We start from the raw sequence: 25,918 nt of genomic DNA, 5'->3' as shown, positions 1-25,918 counted from the left end.
GAAACCGCCAGACCCCTAAGGACCGTACGACCCCATGACCAAGGACGTCATAGCCCTCACCCCGCGGATGCCCGACGCCTGGAGCGTGCTCGCGGGGCTGCTCTCCGGCGGCCCGGACAAGCTGGTGGACACCACCGGCGAGGGAGCCGTCGTACAGCTCTGCGACCCGCGGGGCCGGCCACTGGTGGCCGTCGAGGCCCCGATGCTCGTACAGGTCCCCGGCGAGGCCACGCGGCTGTTCGCAGCCGTGGAGCCGCCGGTGCCGTTCTGGTGGACCGAGGCCCGCGCCACCACCGGTGTCGCGGAGGCCGAGCTGCTGGCGGGCACCTTCGCGGCCCGGGTCGCCGCACTCGCCGGCGGCACGGCCTGGCCACCGGAGGCCGCGCTGTCGCTGGCCGTGGTCCCGGCCGAGGGCGTGGACGTCGCCCCCGCGCCGGCCGCCGCGCAACCCGCCGTGGACGTCCTGACCGACAAGGTCGCCGTCGTCATCATGGACCGGCCCGTGGTCGCGATGACGGCCTGGCTCGCGGACGCCTTCCGGGCCGCCGCCGCCTCGGAGCGCGGGCTCCAGATCGTCAGCCCGGCGGGCAGCACCCTCACCCCGGCCGTGCGCGACGCCCTGCCCGGCTGGCCCTCGCGCTGGGTGGTGCGGGACGAACGGGACGGCTACTTCGACGGCCGCTCGGGCGCCGTGCTGCGCTGGCAGGAGGGCATGTTCGCGACGGTCGTGCACCCGGACGCGACCGAGGACGATCCGCGCACCCCGGTGGCGGCCTCGTTCCGGGAGTTCACGGACACGGGCGAACGCCAACTCACGGTCTCCTTCCGTACGGTCCACCCCGCCGACGACCGGCTGGTGCTCGGCGGCGCCCTGGAGACGGTCTGGCGCGAGCTGACCGGCGAGGCGCCGGCCGGCTGGTCGACCGCCGAACCCGCCAACCTGCCCTGGTCACCCGCGCGGTTGACCGACGTCGCGCACGCGCGGTCGCCCGAGCCGAGCTGGTTCGTGGTCGTCGGCAGCCCGGAGCGGCCGGGCGTCGCCGGTGTCCGGGTGACCCGTACGAAGGCGGGCGTGGAGGAGGACGTCACGCTCGCGTTCGGCTACGGGGCCCACGAGGAGCCGCCGTTGGAGGCGCTGCCGCGGCTCGCGGAGGCCCTCGCCACCCGCCACCCCTTGCGGTCGATGCTCGTACAGTTCCGCAAAGCACGCCGTGACCTGGCGGTACCGGCCCGCTTCGAGGGACCCGGAGTGCCGTTGGCGTTCGTCCTGGGATCCGAGGAGGTCCGGGCGATGCCGGGCGACCGCGCACGACGCACGCCGCTGTCAGTGCAGCCGGTCACACTGGGACCGAAGGCCCGCCCGGCGCTGTACTACCCGTTCCCGGGGGATCCTTCGGACCTTTCGGGATGGACCGACTTCGAGCGGCTGGTGCGACATCTGAAGGGGGAATGACGGAGGCCGCGGGTTTGTCAGGCCTTTGTCACAGGAAGCCGGTTGCTGGTTGCACTAGCGACGTGAGTTGATAGAAATGAACATACTTACGGTCATCCGAGTGTGCGGGGGAGTGGAATGAAGTTCGACATGGGGACGCAGGTTCTGACGAGCCTGATGTCGGGGTCGCGGAACTCCAGTACCGACCTGGGGACGCTGATCCAGCAGTTGATCAATGCGGCGCAGCCCCTGGAAGGCAAGTTCAACGGCCAGGGCAAGGTCGCGTTCGACTCGTTCAAGCTGCGGTCGGACGGGATCACGAAGGAACTGAACGCCTCGCTGTCGGCCATCCTGGGCGGCCAGTCCGGCATGGAGAAGGCCTTCGGGACCGGCGACCAGGAGCACGGCGACAACGCGCGCACGCAGATGGGCGCGGGCAACTTCGACGCGGCCCGGTTCTCCGGCCGCTGATCCTCTTCAGAACCCTTCAACCACACGGGGAGTGTGATGTGTGATGGCCGGTGACACGGACCGTCGGTCCTACGACACGGGTGCGTCGACCGAGGCGCAGGGCAACATCCAGGTGGTCATCGGCCAGTTGGAGCAGGTGATCGCGGCGCGCGAGGCGCAGGTGAGCGCGGCGATGTCGGACTTCGCGGCGGACGGTGTGGCGGACGACTACCACGCCAAGGAACTGCGGTGGAAGAACGCCTCGCAAGAGGTGAAGAACATCATCCGGCTGCTCAAGACGACGCTGGAGAAGAACGACGCGACGGCGCAGCAGACGCTGGCGCGGGCCAAGGCCGCGGTCGACAACATCGGCTGAGCGGGGTTGTCGGAGCTTCGGGGGAGCCATGACGTCGTGGGACATCAAGCCGCAGGGTGTGCAGAGCCAGCTCAAGCTCACCGGTGAGCGGGCGGGTGATCTGGAGAAGGCGCTGAACAAGCTGATGTCGGACATGTCGGAGGCCGCGTACGCGGCCGGCACGGCGATTCCGGGATCGGCCGCCAAGCTGCCCTCACCCACCATGCAGGGCCCGGTGGCGACGGGGCAGGTGCCCCTGTCGCACCGCGGCAGCACGGGCCCGGTGGGCGCCGCGCTCAGCCAGTACCTGGAGAAGCGGCAGACGGACCTCAAGTCCATGGTCGACCGCATCCAGGCCGCGGTGCTGGGCGCGGCCAAGGCGACGAACGAGTACGTCCAAGGCGACCTGGAAGCGGCCAAGGAGGCCCAGGACGCGGCGAAGAACGTGCGCCTCGACCAGCTCAAGGAAGCCGCAGGAGGGCACAAGTGAGCAACGCCCCGGTCGATCCGGCGAACGTTCCCGTCTTCACGGGACAGCTGTCGGTGCTGGACGAGAAGGTCAAGGCCCTGTCGGCGGACGGCGGCGCGCTCGCGAACGCCGGCTCGTCCGTCCACACCACCTTCGGTGGGATGTCGGCGTACTACCAGGCGCCCGAGGCCGAGCAGTTGTTCGCGGTGACCAAGCCGGTCGTCGACATCACGATGTCGTTCAGCGGCGACATGTGCACCATCGCGGGAGCGCTGGGCACCTACGCGCAGGAGATCCGTCCTCTGGTGAAGAGGATGGAGGAGCTGAAGGTCGAGGCCGCGTCGTTCAAGTCCAAGGTCTCCCAGGACGAGGACTGGATCGAGGACGGGGATCTCATCGACGAGAACCTCGAACGCCGGAACAAGATCGCCGAGGTGTGGACGCAGTTCCAGGCGGCGGAGCGGCACGCGCACGACAAGATCGTGGCGTTGGTGTGCGGCACGCCGCTGAAGGTCAACGACGGCTCCAACGGCGAGGGCATGTACGGCTACGACGCCGAGGCCCTCAAGCAGGCCAAGACGCTGCCGTGGGGTGACGCGGTGGAGGAGTCGGTCCCGGCGTGGCAGGTGTGGGAGCACGCCTACGACTTCGGCAAGGGCCTGATCGTCGACGGCGTGTGGGGCACGATCAAGGGCCTGGGGACGCTGGTCGGCTTCGACGGCTGGGACGCGGCGGGGCAGGCGTGGACGGGGCTGGGGAAGCTCCTGACGGGTGTGGCGATCACCGCGTCGCCCGCGGCGGCGGTGTTCTGGCTGGCGGACGACAAGGACCTGCCGCCGTGGATCCGTGATTCGCGCACGGCGATGAAGGAGACCGGCAAGGCGCTCGTCGCGTGGGACCAGTGGGGTTCGAACCCTTCGCGCGCGGCCGGCGCCGTGACGTTCAACGTGCTGACCACGGTGTTCACCGGCGGCGCGGGCGGTGCGGCGGCGGGCGCGGGCAAGGCGGGGCTCGCGGCGAAGGCGATCTCCTTGGCGGGCAAGGCCGGCCGGGCGATCGACCCCATGACGTACGTGTTCAAGGGCGCCGGCGCCGGTGTCTCGAAGATCGGCGATGTCATGGCCGGCCTGAAGGGCATGGGCAAAATCGAGCTTCCCAAGATCGACGAGGGTGCGTTCAGCCTCCCCGAGGGCGCCATGGAATTGCCCGACGGAACGATTCAGCTGCCCAAGGACACCCCGATACCCGAGGGGGCCGTCAAGGTCTCCGACGACACGATCAAGCTCCCGGAGGGCACCGCCTCCCTGCCCCCGGGCACGGTCAAGTGGCCTTTCGACGGCCCCGCGAAGTACGCCGACGAGGCGGGCAACCTCTACAAGGAGGACGGCAGCCTCTACCAGAAGGCCGACCAGGCCCGACCGGAACCGTCCCCGAAGATCGACACGGGCGCGAACACCCCCAAGACGGAGGTCCCGGTCCGCCAGGAGACCCCGGTCCTGGCGGGAGTCGGCGCCCGAGGCGGCGACGACGTCATCCGCGTCGGCTCCGACATCTCCGAACCGGTCCGCGCGGTGGACAACGGCGCCCACGGCGGCCCCCACGGCATCGACAACACCCCCACGGGCCGCGCCGGCGACCACGGCACCCCGGGCGGCCAGGCCCCGGACGGCATGCCGCGCAACGACCTGGACCACACGCCGCGGGGCGGCACCCGACCGGGCGATCTGTCCCCGGTCGGCCGACCCGACGGCCCGTCCGCGGGCGGATCCCACCCGGACGGCCCCGGCTCGGGCGGCTCCCACCCCGACGGCCCGTCCGCAGGCGGCTCTCGCCCGGGCGACCTCTCGCCGGTCGGCCACCCCGACGGCCCCGGCGCGGGCGGTGGTCATCCGGACGGCCCCGGCGGTACAGGTGGCACCGAACCCCACGGCCCTTCACCCTCGGCACCCCTTGACGAGGCGACCCGTGCGGCCCACCGAGCGGAGTACGAGGCCGCCCGTGAGGTGCCGGCGAAGGAGCGGACGCCTGCCGAAAGCATGGCGATCACCCGCGAACACGTCCGGCTGGTCAACGAGGACCCCATCTGGCGTGCCGAGCACTACGACAAGTACAGGCCCGGATACCGAAACAGTGCGAGCGAACTGGTCGATGGCCAGCTCCTGCCGATTCTGAACAAGCAGCCGGACGGCAGCTGGATTGCCGCGTCCTCGATTCCCCACGCGCACCCGGGCGGATTCCACCTCGACACCATGGAAAGGGGCCGGTCCACGGTCGAGCCCAACGACCTCCCGCACCTGGACAAGATCGCGGCCAGGCGCTTCGCAGGCATGGAGCTGACCAAATGGGAGAAGGCCTTCGCGGAGGACCCGAGCTTCGCCAACGCCTACGAGTTGGCCCACGCGCAGGAGAACTTCAACATCATCGGCGAGGGTGCCGCGAACAACAGCAAGCTGGGTGAGACCCTCGGCGAGGAGGCCGCCCGCCGACACATCCTCCGGCAGGTGGAGTTCGAAGGCGCTCACGAGCTGACCGACCTGCCGGAGACGGCGAATGGTTCGAAGAGGTTCGACCAGCTCTGGCGTGGCAAAGACGGCAACCTCATCATCGTCGAGGCCAAGAGCCCCAACGGGACCTTGGAATGGCGCCAAAGCAATGGCCATCCCAGCGGCGGCACGTTCATGGTGAAGCAAGGAAGCATCGATTATGTCCGCACCATCGTGGCCGACATGAAGGATCGCGTCCTGGAATCACCGGGCGAAGCCAAGTACATCAAGGAGATCGAGGACGCCATCAAGGCCAAGACTCTGCGTTACGTCCTCGTCCAGGCCTCCGAAAACACCGGTACGTATGCTGGAGCCGTACTCAAAGACTTCGATCTCTTTTAAGGAGAAACGCCTTGGTTTCGGTCATCCCCCGCCACCCCTTCCCCACGGAGAACGTGGAAGCAGCGCTCACTGTGCTCACAGAGAGTGCGGAAGGGTGGATCGGTGGTCTGGAGGCGGACTCGACCGGTCTGGGCGAAGCCTTGGACACCACGCTCATGGTGGCCAAGTTGCGCTGCGGGACGGATCCACGGGGGGCGATCTTTCCCACGTGGGATGCCTGGGTGAATGCCATGCAGGTCGGTTCGGCCGTGTTCGCCGCCGCGAGCGCGACCGAGGGTCCGGTGCAGTGCCGAATCGCGCACGAGGACCGCACGCTCCAGGCCACCGGTCCGCGGCAGTACGTCACCCCGGGTAGCTGGCTGACCGCCTTCTACCTGGCCGTGGTGTGCCGGGAGCGCGACCGGATCACGGCCCTGTGCCGGGTGCCGCTGTCGCTGCTCCGGGACAACGACGCGCAATTCGACGCATTCGAGTACGCCTGGATCGACGCGTTGCAGACGTATTGGCTCGGCGGTGACGGCTTCAGCGCGAAGCTGGTGGCCGCGATCGACGGCACGGACCCGGCAGTCGCCACTCAACCGGAAGCCGCGGGCAAGCTGATGTACCCGCCGATGGAGATGTTCCACCGTGTCGTTCGAGGGGACCACGAGGGCTTCAATCGTGCCCTCGCCGCAGCCCTGGAGTTGCACAAGGAGTACTGGACCGACGAGGGTCGGGCGACCCGGGTCTCGGGTCTCGTCGCCCTCGCTCCGCTCGCCGTGGCCTGCTTCGCTCAGAACGAGGGCATTCCGATCGAGGTCGAGTCCGAGTACCTGCCCGCCACTCTCCTCGCCGGCAACTGGTGCGGCGAATTCCCCACGTAAGGCGGACTAGTGGCCGCCCCGGTGCGTATGGGCCCACCTCGACGTCTCTGTGCCATTCCGAGACGGATCGTCGCGGGCACTCCAAGGGAGCCTTCACGGCACCGCGATGCTTCGACGCTGACACCCGCAGCCTGCGAGACGTGACGTTCTGGGACGAGAACGGCGCTCCCACTCGTGCATGGGAGCGGCCTGGCGTGAGGGAGATCGAGTGAGGGTGACTGTTGAGCGCCACGGTGCCTTTGCAGGAAGCTCGCGAGTGCGCCGAACTGGCTGGACGCCTCCTTCTTCGCGGTCATCTGCCGTGACCAGCTCCGCATGACCGAGTTGTGTGCGGTCCCGGAGGAGGAACGCGACTTCGACGTCACCGGCCTGTGGGCGATCGGCCCCCTGGCCATGGCGTGCCTTGCCTTCGACGGCGACTTTCCCATCGACGTGGTCTCCGACTACCTCCCGACCCAGCTCCTGCACCGGAGCTGGGTCGGCGAGTTCGACACGTAGGCCGCCGGCATCGGTCGGCGTCGGCCGGCCATCGGCCGGAGTGCGCAGTGCGCAGTGCGCAGTGCGCAGTGCGTCAGAGCGTCTTGAGCGAGTCGCCGGCGTTGGTGCGGTACAGGCCCACCTTCGGCTTGACGACGCTGCCCGGCTTGGCGAGCGGGAGGCTGACGCCGTCCGCGTTCGGCATGTGCGAGCCGTCGGCCAGGATGTTGATCTCGTCGGCGACGGGGCCGTTGCCGCCCGAGGGGTTGAGGTTCACGGCCGCGTACGCGGTGGCGCCGGCCCGCACCGGGTACGCCGGCGCGCCGCCCAGGCCCTCGGGGGCGGTGGCCTGGATGCCGAGCGCCGCACCCTTGGCGCTGAAGCCGACGGCGGGGTGGTAGTCCAGGCCGCACGCGGTGGAACCGTTGTTGGTCACGGTGATCACGCGCACGGTGGCGGGCATGCCCTGCGGGGAGGTGACCTTGACGGTCAGGTTCCTCGCGGAGCACGGGTGGCTGTAGGCGTAGGAGTCGTCGGCGGCGTCGCCCGAACCGGCATTCGCCGGGGTGACCGGCGTGCCCTTGCCGGCTGTACCGGCTCCGGCGGCCGTCTTGCCGTTCGTCGAGGCGGCCGAGCCGGTGGCAGGGGGAGTGGACACGGACGTGGACGTGGACCCGGAGGTGACCGGCTTGGCGTCCGGGCCCGGCGTCGCGGTCGATCCGCCCGCGGTGGCCGAGCCGCCGCCGCAGGCGGTCAGGGCCAGGGCGAGGCCGGCGGTGGCGGCTGCCAGGGCGGTGGTCCGGGCGGTGGTCCGGGTCGGGTGGGTGGTCACGGTCGGGTGGATGGCGCGGGTCCGGTTGGTACGCATGTGGAGTGCCCCCGTGTGGTGCGGTCGAAGCGGGAGGGTTCCCGCATGATCACCACTGTGCCGGGAGCGACCATCGTTGTGGTCATGCCCCGCTGACGCTCCGCTGACGTACCGGAACGGGTGCGTGCCGAGGGAACGAGGACTACCCGTCCGCGGGCGTCGTCGTGAAGATCCGGTCCAGGTGGTGGCGCAGTACCTCGATGGACGACTCGGGTGACCGCTGCCCCACGAGGATGCTGGTCCCCAGGGTGCCCGCCATGGCGAGCAGACTGATCGCCTCCGTGCGCGCGTCCACGTCCGGGTCGGCCAGACCGGCTTCCCGTGCCCCGTCGATCAGCCCGGTCACGGCGTCCTCCGCGGCGTCGGGGTTGTCGATGAACGGCTGGGCGGCCAGCGCCTCGTCGGTCACGGACAGGATCGCGTACGAGCTGTAGAGCAGGTGGAAGGTGCGGCTCTCCTCGTCGGTGGGCAGCGATGCCAGGAGCAGCGCCTCGACGGTCGCGCGGGGCCCCGGGGCCGGGCCCGCGGCGGTGAGTCGGGCGCCGACGCGCGCCGTGAAGCGGTCGGTCAGGTGCCGGAGCCCGTAGAGGAGCAGTTTCTCCTTGGTCTCGAAGTAGTACTGCACCAGGCGCAGGGACACGCCGGCCTCGGCTGCGACGTCGCGCATCCCGACCGCGTGCAGCCCGCGCCGTCCGGCGACCCGGACGAGCGCCTCGGCGATCTGCGCCCGCCGTTCCTCGTGGTCCACGCGCTTCGGCATGTTGGGGTGTCTCCGCCCGGTCGGGGATGGGGCCCGGTCGGCGGTGGGGCCGCGGCCGGGGCCGTTTCATGGTACCGCCGTACCAGCACAGCGTCGATCGCCCGTCCCGGCCGGATGGCCCGGCCCCGCGGGTCGGACCGGCCCCGCGGGTCGGACCGGGATCGGGGACGGCCGGTCAGGCCGTCAGTCCTTGTCCACCCGGGGAGGGTGGCCGCACATCTCCTCGCGGTGTCCCTCGTCGGTCGTCGTCGAACTCACCTCGTTCGAGGCAGGGTTGATTGTGCCCGGACAGACCGGCACCGGCGCCGGTCCCGCCGTTTCGTCGAGTCGTCGAGTCGTCGAGTCGTCGAGTCGTCGAGTGGGCCGGCGGGGCTGCCCGGGCAGCCCCGAGCCCCGCCGACCCTCACCCGCCCCGAGGGCCCGCCCGCGCGAACCGTCGACAGCCGCTGCTCACCCGATGGTGGAGAACCCCAGCCGCACGCTCTCCTTGTCGTTCGCGACGTCCAGCGCCCCGTCCTTGACCCGCGCGGCCTCTTCCGCCGTCAGGGCGCGGCGGAAGATCCGTACGTCGTCGAGCCCGCCGTTGAACAGCTCCCCGACCCCCACCGGCTGGTTCGGGAAGTCGGGCCGGGCGCCCACGTGGATGCTGAACTCGCCGGGCGGGGTGATGTCGCCCGCGGGCGCGTTCGCGGTGAACGCGGCGCCGTCGACCGACAGGACCAGCTTCGCGTCCTCGCGCTTGAAGACGGCGTGGTGCCACTTCCCGTCGTTGTAGGACGAGTTCGTCTTCACCTCCCCTCCGCGTACGCGCCGTCCGTGCTGATGGCCGCGCGCATGATGCCCTTGCCCGGCTCGGCCTTCAGCCAGAACTGGCGCACGTTCTTCGCCGGGTCCGAGTCCTCCATGCCGTACGCCCAGACGATGGGCAGCGCGCCGGTGGTCGCGCTGTGGCGGAACCACGCGGTGACCGTGAAGTCCTGGTCCTTCACCTTCAGCGAGTCCGAGCAGCTCACCAGACGCAGGTAGTCGTCCTTCCCGTCGAACGTCATGGCCTTGCCGGTACCGCGGTCCCCGAGCACGGCGCCGCCGTGCACGACGGCGTGGTTGTCGTTGCCGTTGGGGCCGGTGTCGGCGGTGCGGGGGCTGCGCAGCCCCGTCTTCGCGGCGTCCATGTCGGACTCGGTGAAGGAGACGAACGCGACGGTGCCGTGCGGGATGTTCCCCGCCGTCTCGTGGAGCATGCCGACCGCGCCCGAGGGCAGCAGGGTCAGGTCCGAGTACCCGGCCCGGCCCGGTATCACCAGGGTGCCCTCGGTCTGCCAAGTCCGACCCTCGTCGTACGAGGACCGGACCGCCAACTCGCGGCGGTCCTCCAGGGTGTTGGGGCCCAGGCGTGCGGGGGCGGAGAACAGGATCCGCTCGCGCCTGCCGTCAGCGGCGGCGGGACGCAGGCCCAGTAGGGACCCGAACACCGGGGACGTGTCGAGACCCGCGACGGGCTTGAAGGGTGCGGCGAAGGTGGCACCGCCGTCGGCGCTGGTCGCGTCCAGACGGTGCTCCTCCGTGTCGCACCGGGCGGAGCTGCGGGCGTTCACGTACAGCGAGCCGCCCGCGGTCTCGGCGACCGTCAACTCGGCCGGGTAGGCGACGGCCTGGTCCACGTTCGAGGTGGCGCCGAGCGTCCAGGTCAGGCCGCCGTCGTCGCTGTAGTACAGCTGGGCGCCCGCCTTGTTGCCGGTGGCCGTGTGGTCCCCGGGGACGACCAGGCGACCGCGGTGCGCGCCGTGCGTGAGCTGGATGCCGTGTCCGGGGCCCGTGGAAACCCACACCCAACCCGCCGGCTTCAACTGCGGCAGCGCGACACTCGGCTGCCAGCCGGCGCCGTTGTCGACACTGTGCACGACACGCACGCCGCGGGTATCCCGCACCGGTGCGCCGGCGGTACCGCTCCAGGTGCTGGTCGCGTACAGGAGGCTGACCCGGCCGGTGACCGCGTCGACGACCGGCGCGGGATTGCCGTGCGCGTCGGTGTCGTCCTTCCCGACGACGACGGTCAGAGGACCCCAGGTCTTCCCGCCGTCGGTGGACCTCTTCACGACGATGTCGTTGTGACCGACGTCGCTGCACGTGGCGACGCGACCCTCGGCGAAGGCGAGCAGATCACCGGACTTGGTGGTGACCAACGCCGGGATGCGGAAGCAGTAGTAGCCCTCACCGCGTGCAGGGAAGGGCGTCGACACCGTGCCGGGCAGCGCGGACCCCGCCGCGGCGGCGACGGCGGGCGCGGTCGGTATCAGCGCGACGGCCGTCAACACGGCCGCCACGAGCGCGGACAACCACCCGTACAGGGCGGCCCGGCGCAGACCGCCGGGCGGGCTCACAGGGGAATCGGACATTCAGCGGATCCTCGTCATTGTCGAGATCGAGATCGAGATCGAGATCAGGGACGGGGCCGAGACCGTGGCGCGAGCGACGCACTACTCCCGAAGCGGGTACGAGCCCGTCTCCCCGCCCACATTGTTGATCTTGCCCCGAGCCAGGACCGTACCGGCGGTGTCTGACACCGGGCGGGCCGAGCCCACGAGCGGCTCCCGTGCACCTGAGCGCCAAGCACGTGCAGGCCCCGCCCCGTCGGCCTCACACTCCCTGCCGTGGTCGGCAGCACCCGCGGTCTGAAATGCGCCCGACAGCGTCACGCCGCATTCCGCCACAGGACGCAAATGCGTTCCCGCGTAGGGATCGTTGATCTGTCAGATGCGGGGCAACACAAAAGCCCCAGGTCGCTGACCTGGGGCTTTGCCATGGAGCGGATGACGGGAATCGAACCCGCGCTATAAGCTTGGGAATCACTGCCGCCTAGACCGGTCGCATGGTGCCTGACCTGCTGTTTCCCCTTGTGGGGGAGCTTCTGGCGGAGTGTTCCCGACACCCCTGGTGACCGCTGTTTACCGCCCTGAAGGGCACGGCTGGGGCACGCGCGCTGTATGCGACGGGGCAGGGGCTCCCCGACCGCGACAGGACCGCCGTTTCCGGGGTCAGGCCGTGGCGCCTGCGGGCGGGGGTTGCGGGCGCAAGCGATGCCTGGCCGGCGAGCCGAGAGGGAGATTCGAGTCCACGGCGGTCGTCCTGGCCGCCACCCAGCGGGGTCTGGTGGAACTGCTCGGGCGCGGGCATGCCCGTACACCCGGGGTCTGATTCCAGGAGCGGCGACCGTCGGCGGCAAGGAGCACGGTCCGCGCGGGGGTGGGACCTGTACCCCGCTCCGCGGCCGTGCGAACCTGGGGCCACTGCCCTCCCTGCCAGGAGCCCCTCGCATGCCTCGACCTGCCCGGTCCGGCCCCGCGTCCCCTCTCTTCGCCTTCGGCGTCATCCTGTACGGCGGCCGGCGCGGTGATGTACGTGCTGCCCGACAGCCCCGACAGCCCCGACAGCCCCGACAGCCCCGACAGCCCCGACAGCCCCGACAGCCCCGACAGCCCCGACAGCCCCGACAGCCCCGACAGCCCCGGCTCGCCCTTGGCGCGCTGGCCCTGGCCGCCGCCGCCGCGGTGTGGATTGCCGGCCGGCGGCGCTGAGGCCGTAAGGGAACCGTCGTCCGCCAGGTCTGGCCGACGCCCGCGCCCACCTCGTTGAATAAGGGCGAGGACAGAATCGTGTGACGGTGGAGGAGCGGCAGTGCAGGACAGGAAGCGACGCACAGGGCTGGTCATCGGCGGGCTGGTCACGGCCCTGGTGGTGCTGGCCGTCGGGCTGTACTGGTTCCAGCCGTGGAAGCTCTGGCAGGACGCCACGGTCAATGACGCGCTGCCGACCGCTGCCGCCCCGGGTTCCACCTCCTCGCCCACGGCTGCCGCCACCGCATCCCCTTCGGCTCCCGCTGGACCACGGACACTGGCTCAGGGCTCCCTGATCAGCCACGAGCACGCCACCACGGGCACGGTGAAGCTGGTCCGGCTCCCCGACGGCTCCCGCACGCTCCGGCTGGAGAACCTCGACACCAGCAATGGCCCGGACCTGCGCGTATGGCTCACCGACGCCCCTGTGAAGGAGGGCAAGGAGGGCTGGGAAGTCTTCGATGACGGCAAGTACGTCAGCCTCGGCAAGCTCAAGGGCAACAAGGGCGACCAGAACTACGAGATCCCGGCCGACGTGGACCTTGCCGACTACACCAGCGTCACCATCTGGTGCGACCGCTTCAACGTGTCCTTCGGGGCGGCGGCTCTCCAGGCAGCGTGACCCCCGCCAAGGGGCCGTGACTGATGCCCGTGCCCATGGTCACCCTTGTGTCCGTGTCACCCTGGTCGTCGCGTCAAAGGCGCGTGAATGACCATGCGCATCGGTATCGGGGGAAGACGTGGCGGACCGGGAAACGTCAGGGAGTCATCTGGCGGGGTACGCCGGGGTCCTGCGCGACGCGTGTGCCACGGGACGCCGTCTCACCCGTGCCGAGCTGGAGGCCCGTCGGGCCGACGGCGAGCGGGCGGCGGAAGCGGGACTGCCGCTGCGGGCGCTGATACGGGACCACTTGGCCGCCGCTCAGAAGGTGGAGCCGGCGCCGGAGGCCAGGCCGTTGCTGGCCGTCGTCGAGCAGGCGGTGGACGCGTTCGTCGAGGGGTACGAGCGGGCCCAGCGACAGGCGGTCCGCCAGGAAGAGGCCGCGCGCCGCGAGTTCATCGACGACCTGCTGTACGGACGGGGCGGGCTGGGCCGGCTGGCGGAGCGGGCCGAGCGGTTCGGACTACGCCTCTCGCAGGCGCATGCCGTGGCGGTGGCCGCCGGGCCGGAGCCGTACGGGGACGGCTACCCGGTGGCCCGCCGTATCGAGGCGGCGGTGCTGGGCCGGTTCGGGAACCGGCAGATCCTGCTGGCCACGAAGGACGGCCGGCTGATCTGCGTGGCGCCGGGGGACCAGCCCGACGTCCTCGCGTACTTCGCCAAGCAGGCGCACGCGGCCACCGATGGAGGACGGGTGGCCGTCGGCCGCTCCCACCCGGGCCCCGGCGGCGTCGTTCACTCGTACGAGGAGGCGCTGAACGCCCTCGACCTCGCCGAGCGGATGGGGCTGGAGGGACCGGTGCTGCACGCCTCCGATCTGCTGGTCTACCCGGTCCTTACCCGCGATCGGCAGGCCATGGCCGACCTCGTGGAAAGCGTCCTGGGCCCGCTCCGCGGGGCGCGCGGCGGTCCCGGGCCGCTGCTGGACACCCTCACCGCGTACTTCGACTGCGGCTGTGTGGCGACGGAGACCGCCCGTCGCCTGTCGTTGAGCGTGCGGGCCCTGACGTACCGGCTGGAGCGCATCCACACCCTGACCGGCGCGGATCCGGCGGATCCGGTGAACCGCTACACGCTCCAGACCGCGGTGATCGGCTCCCGGCTGCTGGGCTGGCCGGCCGCGACGGCGTAACCGGCTCTCACGCGAAGGCGAAGTAGCGCAGCCACAGGTACAGGGCCGAGACGGCGACGGTGACGGCGGCGACGATGAGGCCGTATTTGGTGAACTGCCAGAAACTGATGGGCTGGCGGTTGCGTTCGGCGATGCCGAGGACGACGACGTTGGCGGAGGCGCCGATGGCGGTGGCCTTGCCGCCGAGGTCGGCGCCGAGGGCGAGGGCCCACCACATGACGTGGTCGGGGTCGCCGCCCATGTCGGTGACCAGCCGGCCGGTGATGGGGGCCATGGTGGCGACGTAGGGGATGTTGTCGACTATCCCGGAGAGCACGGCCGAGCCGCCCAGCAGGAGCATGGAGCCGCCGAATTCGTCGCCCCCGATCGCGTCTGTGAGGGAGGCCGCGAGGTTCCCGATGACCCCGGTCTCGATGAGGGCGCCGACCATGACGAAGAGCCCGGCGAAGAACGCGAGCGTGGGCCACTCCACCTCGCCGAGGACCTCGCCGGTCTCGACCTTGGAGATCGCGATGAGCAGGCCGGCGCCCAGCAGGGCGACGACACTGGGCTCGTAGTGGAGTACGGGGTGCAGGACGAACCCAGGTTCCGCTCGGCCAGCAGCCGGACGGCGTCCACGGCGGGGTCGTCGGTGGTCACGTGCGGGTAGGGCTCGGCGAGGTCACGGGCCGGCATGGATCTTCTCCTGGTCGGGTGCACTGCTCGGGCTGGGGACGGCGGCGGTCGGGTGGGGAACGGCGTCGGTCGGGGGCGACGGCTCGGCCGGGATGCCGGCCAGGTCGGCGACCTGGAACAGCCGGGCGATCGGTACGTCGGTGCTGCTGTGGGCGATGATCGAGAAGGCGATGCAGACGGCGATCAGTGTGTACGCCTTCTCGCCCTGGGGGATACCGGCTTGGAGGACGAGCAGGCCGTAGACCACGGACGCGAACCCCTTGGGGCCGAACCAGGCGGCGACCAGCTTCTCGCGCCGCTCGATCCGCGCGCCCAGCAGCGATACGAGCAGCGAAGCCGGGCGGATCAGTACGATCGCCAGCACCACCGCCACGTACCCGCCCACGGGCAGGTCCCCGAAGAGCTGCGGGGTCAGCAGTGCGCCGAAGACCAGCAGCGCCGCACCGACCAGGAAGGACGTCGTCCAGTCCAGGCCCACGAGGTAGTGCGCGACCACCGCCATGCCGGCCATGGCCAGCGGCATGCCCAGCCCCAGCGCACGGGCCGGGTTCTTCCAGTTCTTCCGCAGCCCGCACGCGTCACCGAAGGGCCCTCTCCCATGGGCGTGCACATCGGAGCCGCATCCTGCCGTCCCTGCTGCGTTAAAGCCACGTAAAGATTGCCGAGGGTAGGCAATGTGCGGTAGCCGGTTGCGCTGGCACGATGCTGTTGTCCGGCGCAAACGCGTGCCAAGCGGGGAGGTGCTCATGGGCTTGTTTCTGGGTCTCGGCATCGGGGGAATCGCCCTGCTGGCCTGTTCGCTGGTGTTCGACGGGGTGCTGGAGGGGGTCTTCGACGGCGCCCTGGACGGACTGCTCGACGGATGGCTGTCGCTGCCGGTGGTCGCGGGCTTCGTTTCGATGCTCGGTTTCACGGGGGCGATCGTGCTCGGGGCCACAGGCCTCGGGCCGGCAGCGGCAGCCGCCGCGGGGGCCGTGGCCGGTGCGGGGGCGGGCTGGCTGACGTACCGCTTCAGCCGCGCCCTCGCCCGGACCGGCAGCGGGGCCGCCCCGCGCCCCGCCGAACTCCTCGGCTCGGCCGGGACCGTGGTCACCGCCATCCCCGCAGGGGGCTACGGCGAGGTCCTGCTGCGCCTCGGTGGCCAGCCCGCCAAGTACGCCGCGACCGCCGAGGGGCCACTGGCCCGGGGCGCGGAGGTCTGGGTGACGGCGACGCCGTCGTCCTCCTCGGTCAGCGTCCGCGCCGTCGAGCGCTGACCGGCCGTTTCACTTTCTCATCCACCACCGATCTGTCCCCTCGACCGAGAGCGGGCAGGGGGGATCAATCATGAGTTCAGTCGTCATCGCGGTCGTGGGAGTGGTCGTACTCCTCGTCCTCCTCGCCCTGGTCGTCGTCACCCGCTACAAGGTGGCCGGCCCCAGCGAGGCGTTCATCATCACGGGCCGCCGGGGCAAGAAGTCCACCGACCCCGACACCGGGCAGATATCCACCGACAACAGCGGTCAGAAGGTCGTCGTCGGCGGCGGCGTCTTCGTCGTCCCCTTCGTCCAGCAGCGCTACTCCCTCGACCTTTCCAGCCGGCACATCCCGATCGCCGTCCGGGGCGCCGTCACCCTGCGCGGCATCAAGGCCAACCTCGAAGGCGTCGCGATCGTCAAGGTCGGCGGCAACGAGGACGCCATCCGCGCCGCGGCCCAGCGCTTCCTCCAGCAGCAGGACGGCATCGTCGGCTTCACCCAGGAAGTGCTCTCCGGAGCCCTCCGCGCGATCGTGGGCCGGATGTCCGTCGAGGACATCATCCGCGACCGCGCCGCCTTCGCCGGGCAGGTCGCGGAGGAGGCCGAGGCCAGCCTGTCCGGACAGGGCCTGGTGCTGGACGCCTTCCAGATCCAGGACATCACCACCGAGGGCTCCTACCTGGAGGACCTGGGCCGCCCCGAGGCCGCCCGCGCCAAGCAGGAAGCGGACATCGCCGAGGCCAACTCCCGCCAGGCGGCCGAGCAGGCCCGGCTGAAGGCGGAGGAGGAGATCGCGGTCGCGCAGCGGACCCTGTACCTGCGCCAGGCCGAGATCAAGGCCGAGACCGACGCGGCGACCGCCCAGGCGAACGCCGCCGGCCCGCTGGCCGACGCCGACCGGCAGCAGCAGATCCTCGCCGAGCAGGAGAAGGTCGCCGAACGCCAGGCCGCACTGACCGACCGCCAGCTCGACACCCAGGTACGCAAGCCCGCCGACGCCCGGCGCTACGAGGCCGAGCAGGAGGCCGAGGCCAAGCGCGTGGCAAGGGTCAAGCAGGCCGAGGGCGAGCGCCTGGCGGCCATCGCCGCCGCCCAGGCAGAGGCCGAGCGGGCCCGGCTGACCGGTGAGGGCGAGAAGCAGCGCCGCTCCGCCCTCGCCGAGGCCGAGGCCATCGAGGGCGCCAAGCGCGGTGAGGCCGAACTCGCCCGCCGTGCCGCGATCGCCGACGCCGTCCGCCTGGAGGGCGCCGCCGAAGCCTCCGCCATCGCGGCCAAGGGCTCAGCCGAGGCCGAGGCCATGCAGAAGAAGGCCGAAGCCTTCGAGAGCTACGGCGATGCCGCGAAAATCCAGATGCTGGTCGAGATCCTCCCGCAGGTCGTCGCCAAGGCCGCCGAACCGCTGTCCGCCATCGACAAGATGACCGTCATCTCCACCGACGGCGCGAGCAAACTCACCCGCACGGTCGCCGACAATGTCGCCCAGGGCATGGAACTCCTCGGCTCCACCACCGGCGTCGACCTCGCCCAGCTCCTCAAGGGCCTCACCACGGCCAAGCCCGAACAGGCCGCCGAGCCGGCCACGACCACGACCGCGGCCACGGTCAACGGCAAGATCGCCATCACCGACTGACCTCCGGCGACCTCTGTACGTCGACCAGTGCGGGGCCCCCTTCGAAAGAGGCGGGCCCCGCGGCTTCGGATCAGCCGGCGGAGGCGGCCGCGCCGCGGTGAACGGCGTGACGAGCGGCCACTCGACGTCCACATCGAGCGCTTCCGCATGCCTCCATCACGGTCGCGAGCGCAGTCAGGCGCCACCCTTGCCGCTTCGCGACCCAGGTCACACATGGTTCCTGTCAGGAATCGGGGCGCTGTCCCGCTCAAGTCTCCGAGAGCAAGCGAACTGACGGGAGCATCACATGAAGCACCGCATTGTCGTCCTCGGCGCCGGCTACGCCGGGTGCAACGTGGCCGGGACCCTGGCCCGCCGGCTGTCCCCGGCTGACATCGAGGTCACCGTGGTCAACGCCGTGCCGGACTTCGTCCAGCGGCTGCGGCTGCACCAGCTCGCGGCCGGTCAGGAGATAGAGGCTCCCCAGCTCGCCGAGGTCTTCGCGGGAACGGGGATACGGCTGCGCGTGGCCCGTGTCACCGATGTCGTCCCTGAGCGCCAAGTCGTCACCGTGGCAGACACCGACGGCGGCGGCGAGCTCGACTACGACACGCTCGTCTACGCGCTCGGCAGCCACGGTGCCGACCAGGGTGTCCCCGGCGTGGCCGAGCACGCCTTCGACGTCGCCGCCAGGCCCTCGGCGCTGCGCCTGCGTGAACGCCTGGACGGCCTGGAGGGCCGGGGCGAAGGCGGGAGTGTCCTGGTCGTCGGCGACGGGTTGACCGGCATTGAGACCGCCACCGAGATCGCCGAATCCCGGCCCGGCCTGTCGGTGACGCTGATCGCCCGAGGCGAGCTGGGCGCCCCGCTCTCCGCCGGAGCCCGCGGCCACCTGCGCGGGACCTGCGACCGGCTGGGCATCACCGTCCTGGAGCACACGAGCGTGGAAGCCGTCGAAGCGACGCGGGTTCTGTGCGCCAACGGCGCTGCCCTGGCATCCGACGCGACCGTGTGGACGGCCGGGTTCGCGGTCAACCCCATCGCTGCCGCCGCAGGGTTGGAGGTCACGGAGGAGGGTCGGGTCGTCGTTGATCGCACGATGCGGTCGCTCTCGCACCTGAACGTCTACGCCGTCGGCGACAGCGCCTACGCCATCGGCGAGAACGGGCGGCCGCTGCCGATGTCCTGCGCTTCGGCCGGCTATACCGGCATGCAGGCCTCCGCCGCGATCATCGGCCGCCTGACCGGCCGCAAGATCCCGAACACCAAGCTGGAGTACCCGGGCAACCACATCAGCCTCGGGCGGCGGGACGGGATCCTGCAGATGGTCGACGACGAAGCCCAGGCGAAGTCGAAGTACATGGGCGGCCGGAAGGCCGCCCGGATCAAGGCGGGCATCCTCAAGATGTCGCTGTGGGCCAACTCGAACCCGACCTTCGGCCTGCCGAAGCGCAAGCACCACCTGGCCGCCGTACCCCAGGCGTCAGTCGAGAAGGCAATCGCATAACCGCCCACCGGGAAGAATGATCATTTAGGGTGACCGGCGTGGACAGCACCGCGACTGATCGCTTCGACACCAGTCGGTTCGAGGCCAGCCGAAACCGGCTGGCCTCCCTGGCGTACCGCCTGCTCGGCTCCGCCACCGACGCCGAGGACGCGGTGCAGGATGCGTTCCTGCACTGGCAGGCCGCCGACCGGCAGCTGATCAAGGTGCCGGAAGCATGGCTGACCAAGGTGGTCACCAACCTGTGCCTCGACCGGCTCCGCTCGGCACACGCCCGCCGCGAACGCACCGCCGGTGCCTGGCTGCCCGAACCGCTCCTCGACAGCGACCCGATGCTTGGCCCGGCCGACACCTTCGAGCAGCGCGAATCGGTCTCCCTGGCCGTGCTCACTCTCGTGGAGCGCCTCTCACCCCTGGAGCGGGCCGTCTACGTCCTGCGCGAGGCGTTCTCCTACAGCCACGCCGAGACCGCCGAGATCCTCGACATCACCGAGTCCGCGAGCCAGCAACACCTCCACCGGGCTCGGCGCCACATCACAGCCGCGCGCCGCGGAGGCGGCGAAGTCGACCCCGCGTCCGCTCGCAGGATCGTCGAGGAATTCCTCGCCGCCGCCTCCTCGGGCCACACCGAACGGCTGGTGGCACTGCTCACCGACGACGTGATCGCGATCTCCGACGGCGCCGGCCTGACCGAGAAGCTGCTGCGGTACGACACTCCGCAGCGCGTCGCCGCCATCGCGCGCGGTGGCTTCAAGTCCACACCCGCGAAGCAGCGCCTTGCCGGCGGCCCGTCCGCCGTCCACTCCGCGCTCGTCAACGGCGCCCCGGCCATGCTGTTCGTGGTCGGTGACCAGGTCGTCGGCGCCGTGACCTTCGACATCGCGGGCGGCAAGATCGCAATGGTGCGCGGCATCGCCGCCCCTGCCCGCCTCGTCCGCCTCACCGAAGCCTGGCGGAAGCACGGCCCGGATACGCCGCTCATCAGCCAGTGGTGACCCGAACAGCGGGTCCCTTCGCGACGGCGAGGGCGTCGGATCAGCCGGTGACGCGCTGGATGTCGAAGCTGACGAGAGCGTCGCCGTCGTTGGTCCAGGAGAGGTCGTTCCCATCCTGGTAGCGCCGGCCCTTGGCAGTGCCAAGGACTACGCCGTCATCGTGACGTACAGGGGGCCTTTCCGGCGCACCAGGGTGTGGACCTTCTGCGTCTACTGATGGGGAGGTAAATGGCCCCAGACGCACCTGGAATTACCGTGGTTGACCTCGGCCTGCGACGCGGGCTGCTCGTTCACGAAGTTCCTGAGCCTCGGGAACTCCGCTGTAGCGGCGGAGGCGGACGCGCATGTCCTGGAGGGCGGCCTGGACCTTCACCGAGCGGATGCCGTCGGCGCAGTCGAGGAAGTCGCGCCAGGTGGCCATGGCTCCGTCTGCGTCGCCCTGTCGCAGGCGGACGCCGCCCAGGCCGGCCAGGACGATGGGGCGGGTGCGGCGGCGGTCGAGGCCGTGGATGTCGAGGGCGAGGTGGAGGTGTTCCTCGGCGGCGTCGAGGTCGCCGAGGCGGGAGAGGAGCATGCCGGACTCGTGGGCCCAGCGGCCGTACTCGACGCAGGTTTCGCCGAGCTGGACCGCCTCGGCCCGGTAGCCCAGATCGACGCACTGCACTGCCAGACCTCGGAGTGCGGTCGCCGACAGTTCCGGGTCGCCAGCCTCGGCGGCCAGGCGGAAGGAGTGCGCGTAGTGGCGCTGGGCGAGCCCGCGGAGTTCGGGGGTGTCGCCCTCGTCCTGGGCCATCCAGCACCACCGCGCCCGCCCGGAGGACCAGATCAACCGGCAGTGCGTCCCGCGACGCGGCCGCCCCGAAGACGTGACGGCCTTGGCCGCGTTCCTCGTCGGCCCGTCCGCGTCGTTCATCACTGGGCAATCTATCCACGTCGATGGCGGCTGGCTGCTGCGCTGAGACGTCAACAAGCAAGGAGACAAAGCGAAATGATCGAACGAGTCCGAGCCGTCCTCGTCACCGCGGACGACACGATGCTGGTCATCCGCCGCACCAAGCCCGGAATCCCCGTGTACTGGGTGCTGCCCGGCGGTGGGGTCGAGGAGAGCGACGAGTCCCGGGAGGCCGCCCTCCACCGGGAGATCCACGAGGAGATCGCTGGCAAGGCCGACGTCGTCCGCCTCCTGCACACGATGGAGTCCGACACCGAGCGTCAGCTCTTCTACCTCGCCCGCATCGCGACCTGGTCCTTCGAAGACCGCACCGGCCCCGAGTTCAGCGCCGAGGGACGCGGCGAATACGGGCTGGAAGAGATCCCGCTGACCGTGGAGGGGCTCGACGCCATCGACCTCAAGCCCGAGGAGATCACCCACGTCCTGCGGGGCGCTATCGGTGCCGGCACGCTCGGGGCTGGGGTCGTGGCCTAGCCGTACGATATGCGGACATGCCACCGGGGCCAACGCTGAATTGCGTTGGCCCCGGTGGCGTTGCTCAGAAGGAGTACGCGGTGAAGCGGCGAGGGGCTCGATCGTGAGGCGAAGCAGCTGGTCGAGTTCGGCCCTTTCGTCCTTGGTCATGAGCTCGACGGCATTGCCGAGGTTCTTCGTGGTGAGCTGCTCCATGAACGGGGTGAGGAACCGCTGGAGGGCGTCCGGGGCCTCCTGAGTGGTCCGTCGGTACTCCATGTAGCGAGTGTGCTGTGCCGCAAACTCTTCGAACTCGGCGCGGGTGGCGTGCAAGGCGGTGGCCTGCTCCTCCTTGGTGAAGGGGCGGCCGTCTATGTGGGACCAGGTTTTGGTGTCGCGCCGGTATTTGAAGTCCGAGTCGCAGAGGAGGGCGACGACGGCGGGTCGGATTTCGGTTTCGGGCATGCGAGTGCTGAGTAATGGACGGGCGCTCCGTCCTTGTTGCGGTCCTCGGGCAGGGCGACGGTGTAACCGAGGGTGTCACCGGAGGGCGCGATCCGGCGCTTGATGAGGAGGCCGGCGGAGGCGAGGCAGTCGAGGAACTCCGCTTCCGAGCCGGTACCCGCTGCAGCGCGGCGGACGGTCTCACGCAGTTCCTCGCGGGCGGTACGGTCCCGGCCCCGGCGCTTGGCCTTGTGCTGCTCGGCGCTGGTGGGGCGCTTGGCGGCGGTGCCGTCTCCGGGCGCCACCCGGTACGGGTCGTAGTCGGCCTCGATGCGGCGGCATTCGGTCTGGGCGCGCTGGCCGGAGTGGTGGTGGTCGGGCTTGCGGCCGTCTTCGCGTACGAGTGTGGCGATGAGGTGGATGTGGTCCTCGGCGTGGCGCACGGCCGCCCAGCGGCAGCCCGCACCGTCGCCGGGGTCGATCCCGGTGGCGGCGATGACGCGGCGGGCGATGTCCGCCCGCTCGGCGTCGGTGAGCGTGCGGTCGCCGGGGGCGGCACGGACGGAGGCGTGCCAGACGTGCTTGTCCGGGCGGGTGTCCTCGGGGAGGAGGTCGACGCCCTCGCCGAGGCCATGGGCCCGCGCTGGCGGCTGATGGTCTACTTCTGCGCCTACGGCCCGATGCGCCCGGAGGAGCAGGCAGCCATGACCGGCAGGGGCGGAGGCAAGGAAATTGCCCCCGCCCCGTGGGCCGGCGAGGCCACTCGGCATCGGAACCCATTCAAGGGACTGCGTGGCCCGTCGTCGGGGACCGTTCGGCCCATGCCAGGAGCGGGGCGGCGCTGGACGATGTGAGTGAAGGCTTTCGTGGCCCTCGGGAGGTGATCGGTCGTGATGTTCTGGTACAACCACGACGTCAGCGGCTGGGGCTGGTTCGCGATGTCGGTCGGCATGATCCTGTTCTGGGCGCTGATCATCACCGTTGCGGTGCTGCTCTTCCGGGCTATCGCCCGCCCCCACGAGCACACCCACGTGCCTGCGACGCCGAGTCCCGAGCAGGTCCTTGCCGCCCGGCTCGCTCGTGGCGAGCGCTAGGCCGGACCCGACCCTCAACCATGAAGATGCGCGGGCACAGCATGCTCCCGCCCTCTCCTGAGGAAAGCGAGACGCCGTGAACACCAACCGCAATTACGGCCTTTACGCGATCGCCGCGGCGATCGTTCTGGTCGGAGCCCTCGCACTGGGAATCCCGCTGGCGGCCCTGGCCTGGATCGCGATCATTGCCATGTGCCCGCTGATGATGTTCTTCATGATGCGAGGCATGCGCGACAACAGCGACGGCCACGACATGCAGGACATGGACCGCAGGCACGACGACCATCCCAGGCCCCGACGGAAGTGACCGCCTGGCAGGGGGCGGGAGGCGGGCCCGTCCCGACTGACACCGCTGGCACGGGAACGTCGCCCCGCTTCTCTTTCCGCGCCGTCGTGCGCCCGCGTGCCGTATCAGCCGTTGCGGCGCGGGTGCGACCGCCGCAGGCTGCCGGCAGGCGAACCGTTTACATGGATGAGCACGTACGCGCCCAGGAGCTGAACGCGCATGAGGCACCCGCCAGGACTTGGACCAAGCGATCCGCGAAAGGATCGGAGCACGGCGGTGCTGGACGTGCGGGGCATGGTGCGTGCCAGTCAGCAGAACACCGTCGCCGCCGTTCTGGGCCGCCGGCCGGGTGTCCTGGACGTCGAGGTCAACCCCGTGGCGCAGTCGGCCACCGTCGTCTTCGACCCGACGCGGACCTCACTGGCCGAGCTGCGCGGCTGGGTGACCGAGTGCGGCTACCACTGCGCCGGCCAGTCGGTGCCGTCGCACATCTGCGACCCGATGGACGAGCCTGACCCGCCCGGCCCCGCGCGAGCGCCCGAAGCCGTGCGGCCCGCGCACGTGGGGCACGAGCCAGAGGTCATGCACTCGCCCCACGAGGCGACGGTGGACGATGACGGCCATCACGGTCATGGCGGTCATGCGGGGATGTCGATGGCGGCGATGGCCGCCGACATGCGCAACCGTTTCCTCGTCGCGGTGATCTTCTCCATTCCGATCGTGATCTGGTCCCCGATCGGGGAGGAGGTCTTCGGCTGGCACGTGCCCGTGCCGTTCGGGCTCCGTCAGGACGTGTGGGCGCTCCTGCTGAGCCTGCCGGTGATCTTCTACTCGTGCTCGATCTTCTTCGTCGGCGCCGTCCGGGCCCTGCGCGCCCGGACGCTGGACATGATGGTGCTGGTGGCGGTCGCCGTCGGCGCGGGCTGGCTGTACTCCCTCATCGTCACGCTCACCGGCGGCGGGGACGTCTTCTACGAGGCCGCCACCGTGCTGGCGTCCTTCGTGTTGCTCGGCCACTGGTTCGAGATGCGCGCCCGCGGCGGCGCCAACGACGCCATCCGCGCGCTGCTGGACCTCGCCCCGCCCAAGGCCGTCGTCCTGCGGGACGGCGAACCGGTCGAGGTCGCCACCGCCGAGGTGGCCGTCGGTGACCTGCTGCTCGTACGCCCCGGGACGAAGATCGCCGCGGACGGGGTCGTGGAGGAGGGCGAGAGCGAGGTCGACGAGTCGACCGTGACGGGGGAGAGCCTGCCGGTGCACAAGGCGCCGGGCGACGCCGTGGTCGGTGCGACCCTCAACGCCAACGGCACCCTGCGGGTACGGGCGACCAGGGTGGGCGCGGACACGGCACTGGCCCAGATCGTCAAGCTGGTCCAGGAGGCCCAGAATTCGAAGGCGCCGGGTCAGCGGCTCGCCGACCGCGCTGCGTTCTGGCTGGTCTTCGTCGCCCTCATCGGCGGCGCGCTCACCCTCGCCGTCTGGCTGCTGGCCACCGACCGCCCCTTCAGCAGCGCGATGCTCTTCGCGATCACGGTGGTCGTCATCACCTGCCCGGACGCGCTGGGCCTGGCCACTCCCACCGCGATCATGGTCGGCACCGGGCTGGGGGCCAAGCGGGGAGTCCTGTTCAAGAACGCGATGGCCCTGGAGACGTCCGCCGGGATCCAGACCGTGGTGATGGACAAGACCGGCACCCTCACCAAGGGCGAACCCGAGGTCACCGAGGTGATCACCGCGCCCGGTCGAGACGAGGACGAGATCCTGCGGCTGATCGCGGCCGTCGAGCGGGAGTCCGAGCACCCGCTGGCCGAGGCGGTCGTACGCCACGCCGAGTCGCGCGGCGTCGGGCCGGCGCAGGCCCGGCACTTCGAGAACGTTCCCGGCCACGGGGCGACCGCCGTGGTGGACGGCCACCGGGTCGCCGTGGGCAACCGCCGGCTGGCCGAACGCGAAGGCGTGGACCTCGGTCCTCTGGCCGCCCCGCGGGACGAGCTCGCAGCCACCGGCCGCACCGTCGTCCTCGCCGCTGTCGACGGCCAGGCCGCAGCCCTCATCGGCATCGCCGACGCACCGCGGGAGACCTCCGAGGCTGCCGTACGCGAACTGCACGCCCTGGGCGTCGAGGTCGTCATGCTCACCGGCGACAACCAGGCCACAGCCGAACGGATCGCGCAGCGTCTGGGCATCGACACCGTCATCGCCGAGGTCCTGCCCGGCGACAAGGCCGCCACCATCGCCGAGCTCCAGCGCGGCGGCCGCAGGGTCGCCATGGTCGGTGACGGCGTCAACGACGCACCCGCCCTCGCCCAGGCCGACCTGGGCATCGCCATTGGCGCCGGCACCGACGTCGCCATCGAGACAGCCGACCTCGTCCTGATGCGCTCCGACCCCCTCGACGTCCCCACCGCCCTGCGCATCGGCCGGGGCACCGTGCGCAAGATGCGCCAGAACCTCGGCTGGGCCATCGGTTACAATGCCATCGCCCTGCCCATCGCCGCAGGCGTCTTCGAACCCGCCACCGGCCTGGTCCTGCGACCCGAGATCGCGGCACTGTCCATGTCCGGATCCAGCATCATCGTCGCCGTCAACGCCCTCGCCCTCAAACGCCTCCGCCTGCCGCGCCCTGCCCCTACGGATCCGGCGGACGGAAGTGATGGCAATGGCCGGTGACCGGGCCCAGGCCGCGCTGCGCCGGGTACGAG

Annotated in this window: 26 protein-coding genes and 1 pseudogene; 19 read left to right on the top strand and 8 right to left on the bottom strand. The window is 70.7% G+C overall.

Annotation, left to right across the window (positions count from 1 at the left end; genetic code table 11):
* The first annotated feature begins 34 nt into the window (after positions 1 to 34).
* The 7 genes from OTB19_RS08105 (at position 35) to OTB19_RS08075 (ending at position 6,952) form a co-directional block, all read left to right on the top strand.
* Positions 35 to 1,453, top strand: a complete 1,419-nt coding sequence (locus OTB19_RS08105) for a DUF6177 family protein (protein ID WP_267797351.1) — start codon at positions 35 to 37, stop codon at positions 1,451 to 1,453.
* A 117-nt stretch (positions 1,454 to 1,570) separates the two neighbouring features.
* Positions 1,571 to 1,903 (top strand): hypothetical protein, encoded by a 333-nt coding sequence (locus tag OTB19_RS08100; RefSeq protein ID WP_267797350.1) that lies wholly within the window; start codon positions 1,571 to 1,573, stop codon positions 1,901 to 1,903.
* 43 nt (positions 1,904 to 1,946) lie between these two features.
* Positions 1,947 to 2,258, top strand: a complete 312-nt coding sequence (locus tag OTB19_RS08095) for a pore-forming ESAT-6 family protein (protein WP_267797349.1) — start codon at positions 1,947 to 1,949, stop codon at positions 2,256 to 2,258.
* 28 nt (positions 2,259 to 2,286) lie between these two features.
* The gene (locus tag OTB19_RS08090; protein WP_267797348.1) at positions 2,287 to 2,727 is read left to right on the top strand and encodes a DUF6507 family protein; all 441 of its coding nucleotides are present in this window, start codon (positions 2,287 to 2,289) and stop codon (positions 2,725 to 2,727) included.
* Complete coding sequence (locus OTB19_RS08085; protein WP_267797347.1) at positions 2,724 to 5,591, top strand: hypothetical protein; 2,868 nt, start codon at positions 2,724 to 2,726, stop codon at positions 5,589 to 5,591. Before OTB19_RS08090 ends, OTB19_RS08085 begins: the two co-directional genes overlap by 4 nt.
* 155 nt (positions 5,592 to 5,746) lie before the next feature.
* Positions 5,747 to 6,454 carry an immunity 49 family protein gene (locus OTB19_RS08080; protein ID WP_385643551.1) on the top strand — a complete coding sequence of 236 codons (708 nt, stop codon included), beginning with the start codon at positions 5,747 to 5,749 and terminating at the stop codon, positions 6,452 to 6,454.
* 315 nt (positions 6,455 to 6,769) lie between these two features.
* Entirely contained in the window at positions 6,770 to 6,952 is a 183-nt protein-coding gene (locus OTB19_RS08075) for an Imm49 family immunity protein (RefSeq protein WP_267797346.1), read from the top strand.
* A 73-nt stretch (positions 6,953 to 7,025) separates the two neighbouring features.
* Here OTB19_RS08075 and OTB19_RS08070 read toward each other — a convergent pair whose 3' ends face one another.
* The 4 genes from OTB19_RS08070 to OTB19_RS08055 form a co-directional block, all read right to left on the bottom strand.
* The gene (locus OTB19_RS08070; protein WP_267797345.1) at positions 7,026 to 7,799 is read right to left on the bottom strand and encodes a DUF4232 domain-containing protein; all 774 of its coding nucleotides are present in this window, start codon (positions 7,797 to 7,799) and stop codon (positions 7,026 to 7,028) included.
* Positions 7,800 to 7,941: 142 nt separating this feature from the next.
* Positions 7,942 to 8,559, bottom strand: a complete 618-nt coding sequence (locus tag OTB19_RS08065; RefSeq protein WP_267797344.1) for a TetR/AcrR family transcriptional regulator — start codon at positions 8,557 to 8,559, stop codon at positions 7,942 to 7,944.
* A 450-nt stretch (positions 8,560 to 9,009) separates the two neighbouring features.
* Complete coding sequence (locus OTB19_RS08060) at positions 9,010 to 9,351, bottom strand: LamG-like jellyroll fold domain-containing protein (protein WP_267797343.1); 342 nt, start codon at positions 9,349 to 9,351, stop codon at positions 9,010 to 9,012.
* Positions 9,348 to 10,955: a sialidase family protein gene (locus OTB19_RS08055; protein ID WP_267797342.1), complete on the bottom strand. Its 1,608-nt coding sequence runs from the start codon at positions 10,953 to 10,955 to the stop codon at positions 9,348 to 9,350. Before OTB19_RS08055 ends, OTB19_RS08060 begins: the two co-directional genes overlap by 4 nt.
* A 918-nt stretch (positions 10,956 to 11,873) precedes the next feature.
* Between OTB19_RS08055 and OTB19_RS08050 the strand changes: the two genes are divergently transcribed.
* From OTB19_RS08050 to OTB19_RS08040, 3 genes are all read left to right on the top strand, one after another.
* On the top strand, positions 11,874 to 12,134 hold the full coding sequence (locus OTB19_RS08050; protein WP_267797341.1) for a hypothetical protein: 261 nt from the start codon (positions 11,874 to 11,876) through the stop codon (positions 12,132 to 12,134).
* Positions 12,135 to 12,234: 100 nt separating this feature from the next.
* Positions 12,235 to 12,795 (top strand): DM13 domain-containing protein, encoded by a 561-nt coding sequence (locus OTB19_RS08045; protein WP_267797340.1) that lies wholly within the window; start codon positions 12,235 to 12,237, stop codon positions 12,793 to 12,795.
* 118 nt (positions 12,796 to 12,913) lie between these two features.
* Positions 12,914 to 13,966 (top strand): PucR family transcriptional regulator, encoded by a 1,053-nt coding sequence (locus OTB19_RS08040; RefSeq protein ID WP_267797339.1) that lies wholly within the window; start codon positions 12,914 to 12,916, stop codon positions 13,964 to 13,966.
* Positions 13,967 to 13,973: 7 nt separating this feature from the next.
* On the opposite strand, the gene OTB19_RS08035 is transcribed toward OTB19_RS08040, so the two are convergent.
* Together OTB19_RS08035 and OTB19_RS08030 are read right to left on the bottom strand one after the other, a co-directional pair.
* Positions 13,974 to 14,540 carry an SLC13 family permease gene (locus OTB19_RS08035; protein ID WP_267797416.1) on the bottom strand — a complete coding sequence of 189 codons (567 nt, stop codon included), beginning with the start codon at positions 14,538 to 14,540 and terminating at the stop codon, positions 13,974 to 13,976.
* Positions 14,541 to 14,627: 87 nt separating this feature from the next.
* A complete protein-coding gene (locus OTB19_RS08030; RefSeq protein WP_420716809.1) occupies positions 14,628 to 15,251 on the bottom strand; it encodes a cation:proton antiporter in 624 nt (207 codons plus the stop codon).
* A 136-nt stretch (positions 15,252 to 15,387) separates the two neighbouring features.
* Here OTB19_RS08030 and OTB19_RS08025 point away from each other — a divergent pair, with 136 nt between their 5' ends.
* The 4 genes from OTB19_RS08025 (at position 15,388) to OTB19_RS08010 (ending at position 19,987) form a co-directional block, all read left to right on the top strand.
* Positions 15,388 to 15,897 (top strand): hypothetical protein, encoded by a 510-nt coding sequence (locus OTB19_RS08025; RefSeq protein ID WP_267797338.1) that lies wholly within the window; start codon positions 15,388 to 15,390, stop codon positions 15,895 to 15,897.
* A 70-nt stretch (positions 15,898 to 15,967) separates the two neighbouring features.
* Positions 15,968 to 17,509 carry a flotillin family protein gene (locus tag OTB19_RS08020; protein WP_267797337.1) on the top strand — a complete coding sequence of 514 codons (1,542 nt, stop codon included), beginning with the start codon at positions 15,968 to 15,970 and terminating at the stop codon, positions 17,507 to 17,509.
* Between the two features lie 286 nt (positions 17,510 to 17,795).
* Positions 17,796 to 18,995, top strand: a complete 1,200-nt coding sequence (locus tag OTB19_RS08015; protein ID WP_267797336.1) for an NAD(P)/FAD-dependent oxidoreductase — start codon at positions 17,796 to 17,798, stop codon at positions 18,993 to 18,995.
* A 38-nt stretch (positions 18,996 to 19,033) separates the two neighbouring features.
* Positions 19,034 to 19,987, top strand: coding sequence for a sigma-70 family RNA polymerase sigma factor (locus OTB19_RS08010; protein ID WP_267797335.1), 954 nt, complete (start codon positions 19,034 to 19,036; stop codon positions 19,985 to 19,987).
* Between the two features lie 250 nt (positions 19,988 to 20,237).
* Here OTB19_RS08010 and OTB19_RS08005 read toward each other — a convergent pair whose 3' ends face one another.
* A complete protein-coding gene (locus OTB19_RS08005; protein ID WP_267797333.1) occupies positions 20,238 to 20,780 on the bottom strand; it encodes a hypothetical protein in 543 nt (180 codons plus the stop codon).
* Here OTB19_RS08005 and OTB19_RS08000 point away from each other — a divergent pair.
* Both OTB19_RS08000 and OTB19_RS07995 read left to right on the top strand, forming a co-directional pair.
* Entirely contained in the window at positions 20,758 to 20,946 is a 189-nt protein-coding gene (locus OTB19_RS08000; protein ID WP_267797332.1) for an SDR family oxidoreductase, read from the top strand. The two genes, OTB19_RS08005 and OTB19_RS08000, sit on opposite strands and share 23 nt — an antisense overlap.
* A gap of 29 nt (positions 20,947 to 20,975) precedes the next feature.
* Positions 20,976 to 21,413, top strand: coding sequence for an NUDIX hydrolase (locus tag OTB19_RS07995; protein WP_267797330.1), 438 nt, complete (start codon positions 20,976 to 20,978; stop codon positions 21,411 to 21,413).
* Between the two features lie 452 nt (positions 21,414 to 21,865).
* Here the strand turns inward: OTB19_RS07995 and OTB19_RS07990 are convergent.
* Positions 21,866 to 22,465: pseudogene (locus tag OTB19_RS07990) on the bottom strand (relaxase/mobilization nuclease domain-containing protein); the annotation flags it as partial.
* 261 nt (positions 22,466 to 22,726) lie between these two features.
* On the opposite strand from OTB19_RS07990, the gene OTB19_RS07985 reads away from it, so the two are divergent.
* From OTB19_RS07985 to OTB19_RS07975, 3 genes are all read left to right on the top strand, one after another.
* Entirely contained in the window at positions 22,727 to 22,930 is a 204-nt protein-coding gene (locus tag OTB19_RS07985) for an SHOCT domain-containing protein (protein ID WP_420716808.1), read from the top strand.
* 76 nt (positions 22,931 to 23,006) lie between these two features.
* Positions 23,007 to 23,237, top strand: a complete 231-nt coding sequence (locus OTB19_RS07980; protein ID WP_267797328.1) for a DUF2933 domain-containing protein — start codon at positions 23,007 to 23,009, stop codon at positions 23,235 to 23,237.
* A 255-nt stretch (positions 23,238 to 23,492) separates the two neighbouring features.
* Positions 23,493 to 25,886, top strand: a complete 2,394-nt coding sequence (locus tag OTB19_RS07975) for a heavy metal translocating P-type ATPase (protein ID WP_267797326.1) — start codon at positions 23,493 to 23,495, stop codon at positions 25,884 to 25,886.
* Positions 25,887 to 25,918 lie beyond the last annotated feature (32 nt).

This window comes from Streptomyces sp. H27-H5 (assembly GCF_026627505.1).
Classification (GTDB): domain Bacteria; phylum Actinomycetota; class Actinomycetes; order Streptomycetales; family Streptomycetaceae; genus Streptomyces.
The sequence above is the reverse complement of the archived record's forward strand: the minus strand, read 5'-3'. Positions and strand labels throughout refer to the sequence as shown.

What these genes read in the sequence shown, in the direction of transcription:
- OTB19_RS08100 (WP_267797350.1), top strand. Translation starts at nt 1,571, where the DNA reads ATGAAGTTCGACATGGGGACGCAGGTTCTGACGAGCCTGATGTCGGGG.
- OTB19_RS08065 (WP_267797344.1), bottom strand. Translation starts at nt 8,559, where the DNA reads ATGCCGAAGCGCGTGGACCACGAGGAACGGCGGGCGCAGATCGCCGAG.
- OTB19_RS08080 (WP_385643551.1), top strand. Translation starts at nt 5,747, where the DNA reads ATGGTGGCCAAGTTGCGCTGCGGGACGGATCCACGGGGGGCGATCTTT.
- OTB19_RS08075 (WP_267797346.1), top strand. Translation starts at nt 6,770, where the DNA reads ATGACCGAGTTGTGTGCGGTCCCGGAGGAGGAACGCGACTTCGACGTC.
- OTB19_RS08055 (WP_267797342.1), bottom strand. Translation starts at nt 10,955, where the DNA reads ATGTCCGATTCCCCTGTGAGCCCGCCCGGCGGTCTGCGCCGGGCCGCC.
- OTB19_RS08025 (WP_267797338.1), top strand. Translation starts at nt 15,388, where the DNA reads ATGGGCTTGTTTCTGGGTCTCGGCATCGGGGGAATCGCCCTGCTGGCC.
- OTB19_RS08050 (WP_267797341.1), top strand. Translation starts at nt 11,874, where the DNA reads ATGCCTCGACCTGCCCGGTCCGGCCCCGCGTCCCCTCTCTTCGCCTTC.
- OTB19_RS08020 (WP_267797337.1), top strand. Translation starts at nt 15,968, where the DNA reads ATGAGTTCAGTCGTCATCGCGGTCGTGGGAGTGGTCGTACTCCTCGTC.
- OTB19_RS08090 (WP_267797348.1), top strand. Translation starts at nt 2,287, where the DNA reads ATGACGTCGTGGGACATCAAGCCGCAGGGTGTGCAGAGCCAGCTCAAG.
- OTB19_RS08105 (WP_267797351.1), top strand. Translation starts at nt 35, where the DNA reads ATGACCAAGGACGTCATAGCCCTCACCCCGCGGATGCCCGACGCCTGG.
- OTB19_RS08005 (WP_267797333.1), bottom strand. Translation starts at nt 20,780, where the DNA reads ATGGCCCAGGACGAGGGCGACACCCCCGAACTCCGCGGGCTCGCCCAG.
- OTB19_RS08070 (WP_267797345.1), bottom strand. Translation starts at nt 7,799, where the DNA reads ATGCGTACCAACCGGACCCGCGCCATCCACCCGACCGTGACCACCCAC.
- OTB19_RS07995 (WP_267797330.1), top strand. Translation starts at nt 20,976, where the DNA reads ATGATCGAACGAGTCCGAGCCGTCCTCGTCACCGCGGACGACACGATG.
- OTB19_RS08015 (WP_267797336.1), top strand. Translation starts at nt 17,796, where the DNA reads ATGAAGCACCGCATTGTCGTCCTCGGCGCCGGCTACGCCGGGTGCAAC.
- OTB19_RS08095 (WP_267797349.1), top strand. Translation starts at nt 1,947, where the DNA reads ATGGCCGGTGACACGGACCGTCGGTCCTACGACACGGGTGCGTCGACC.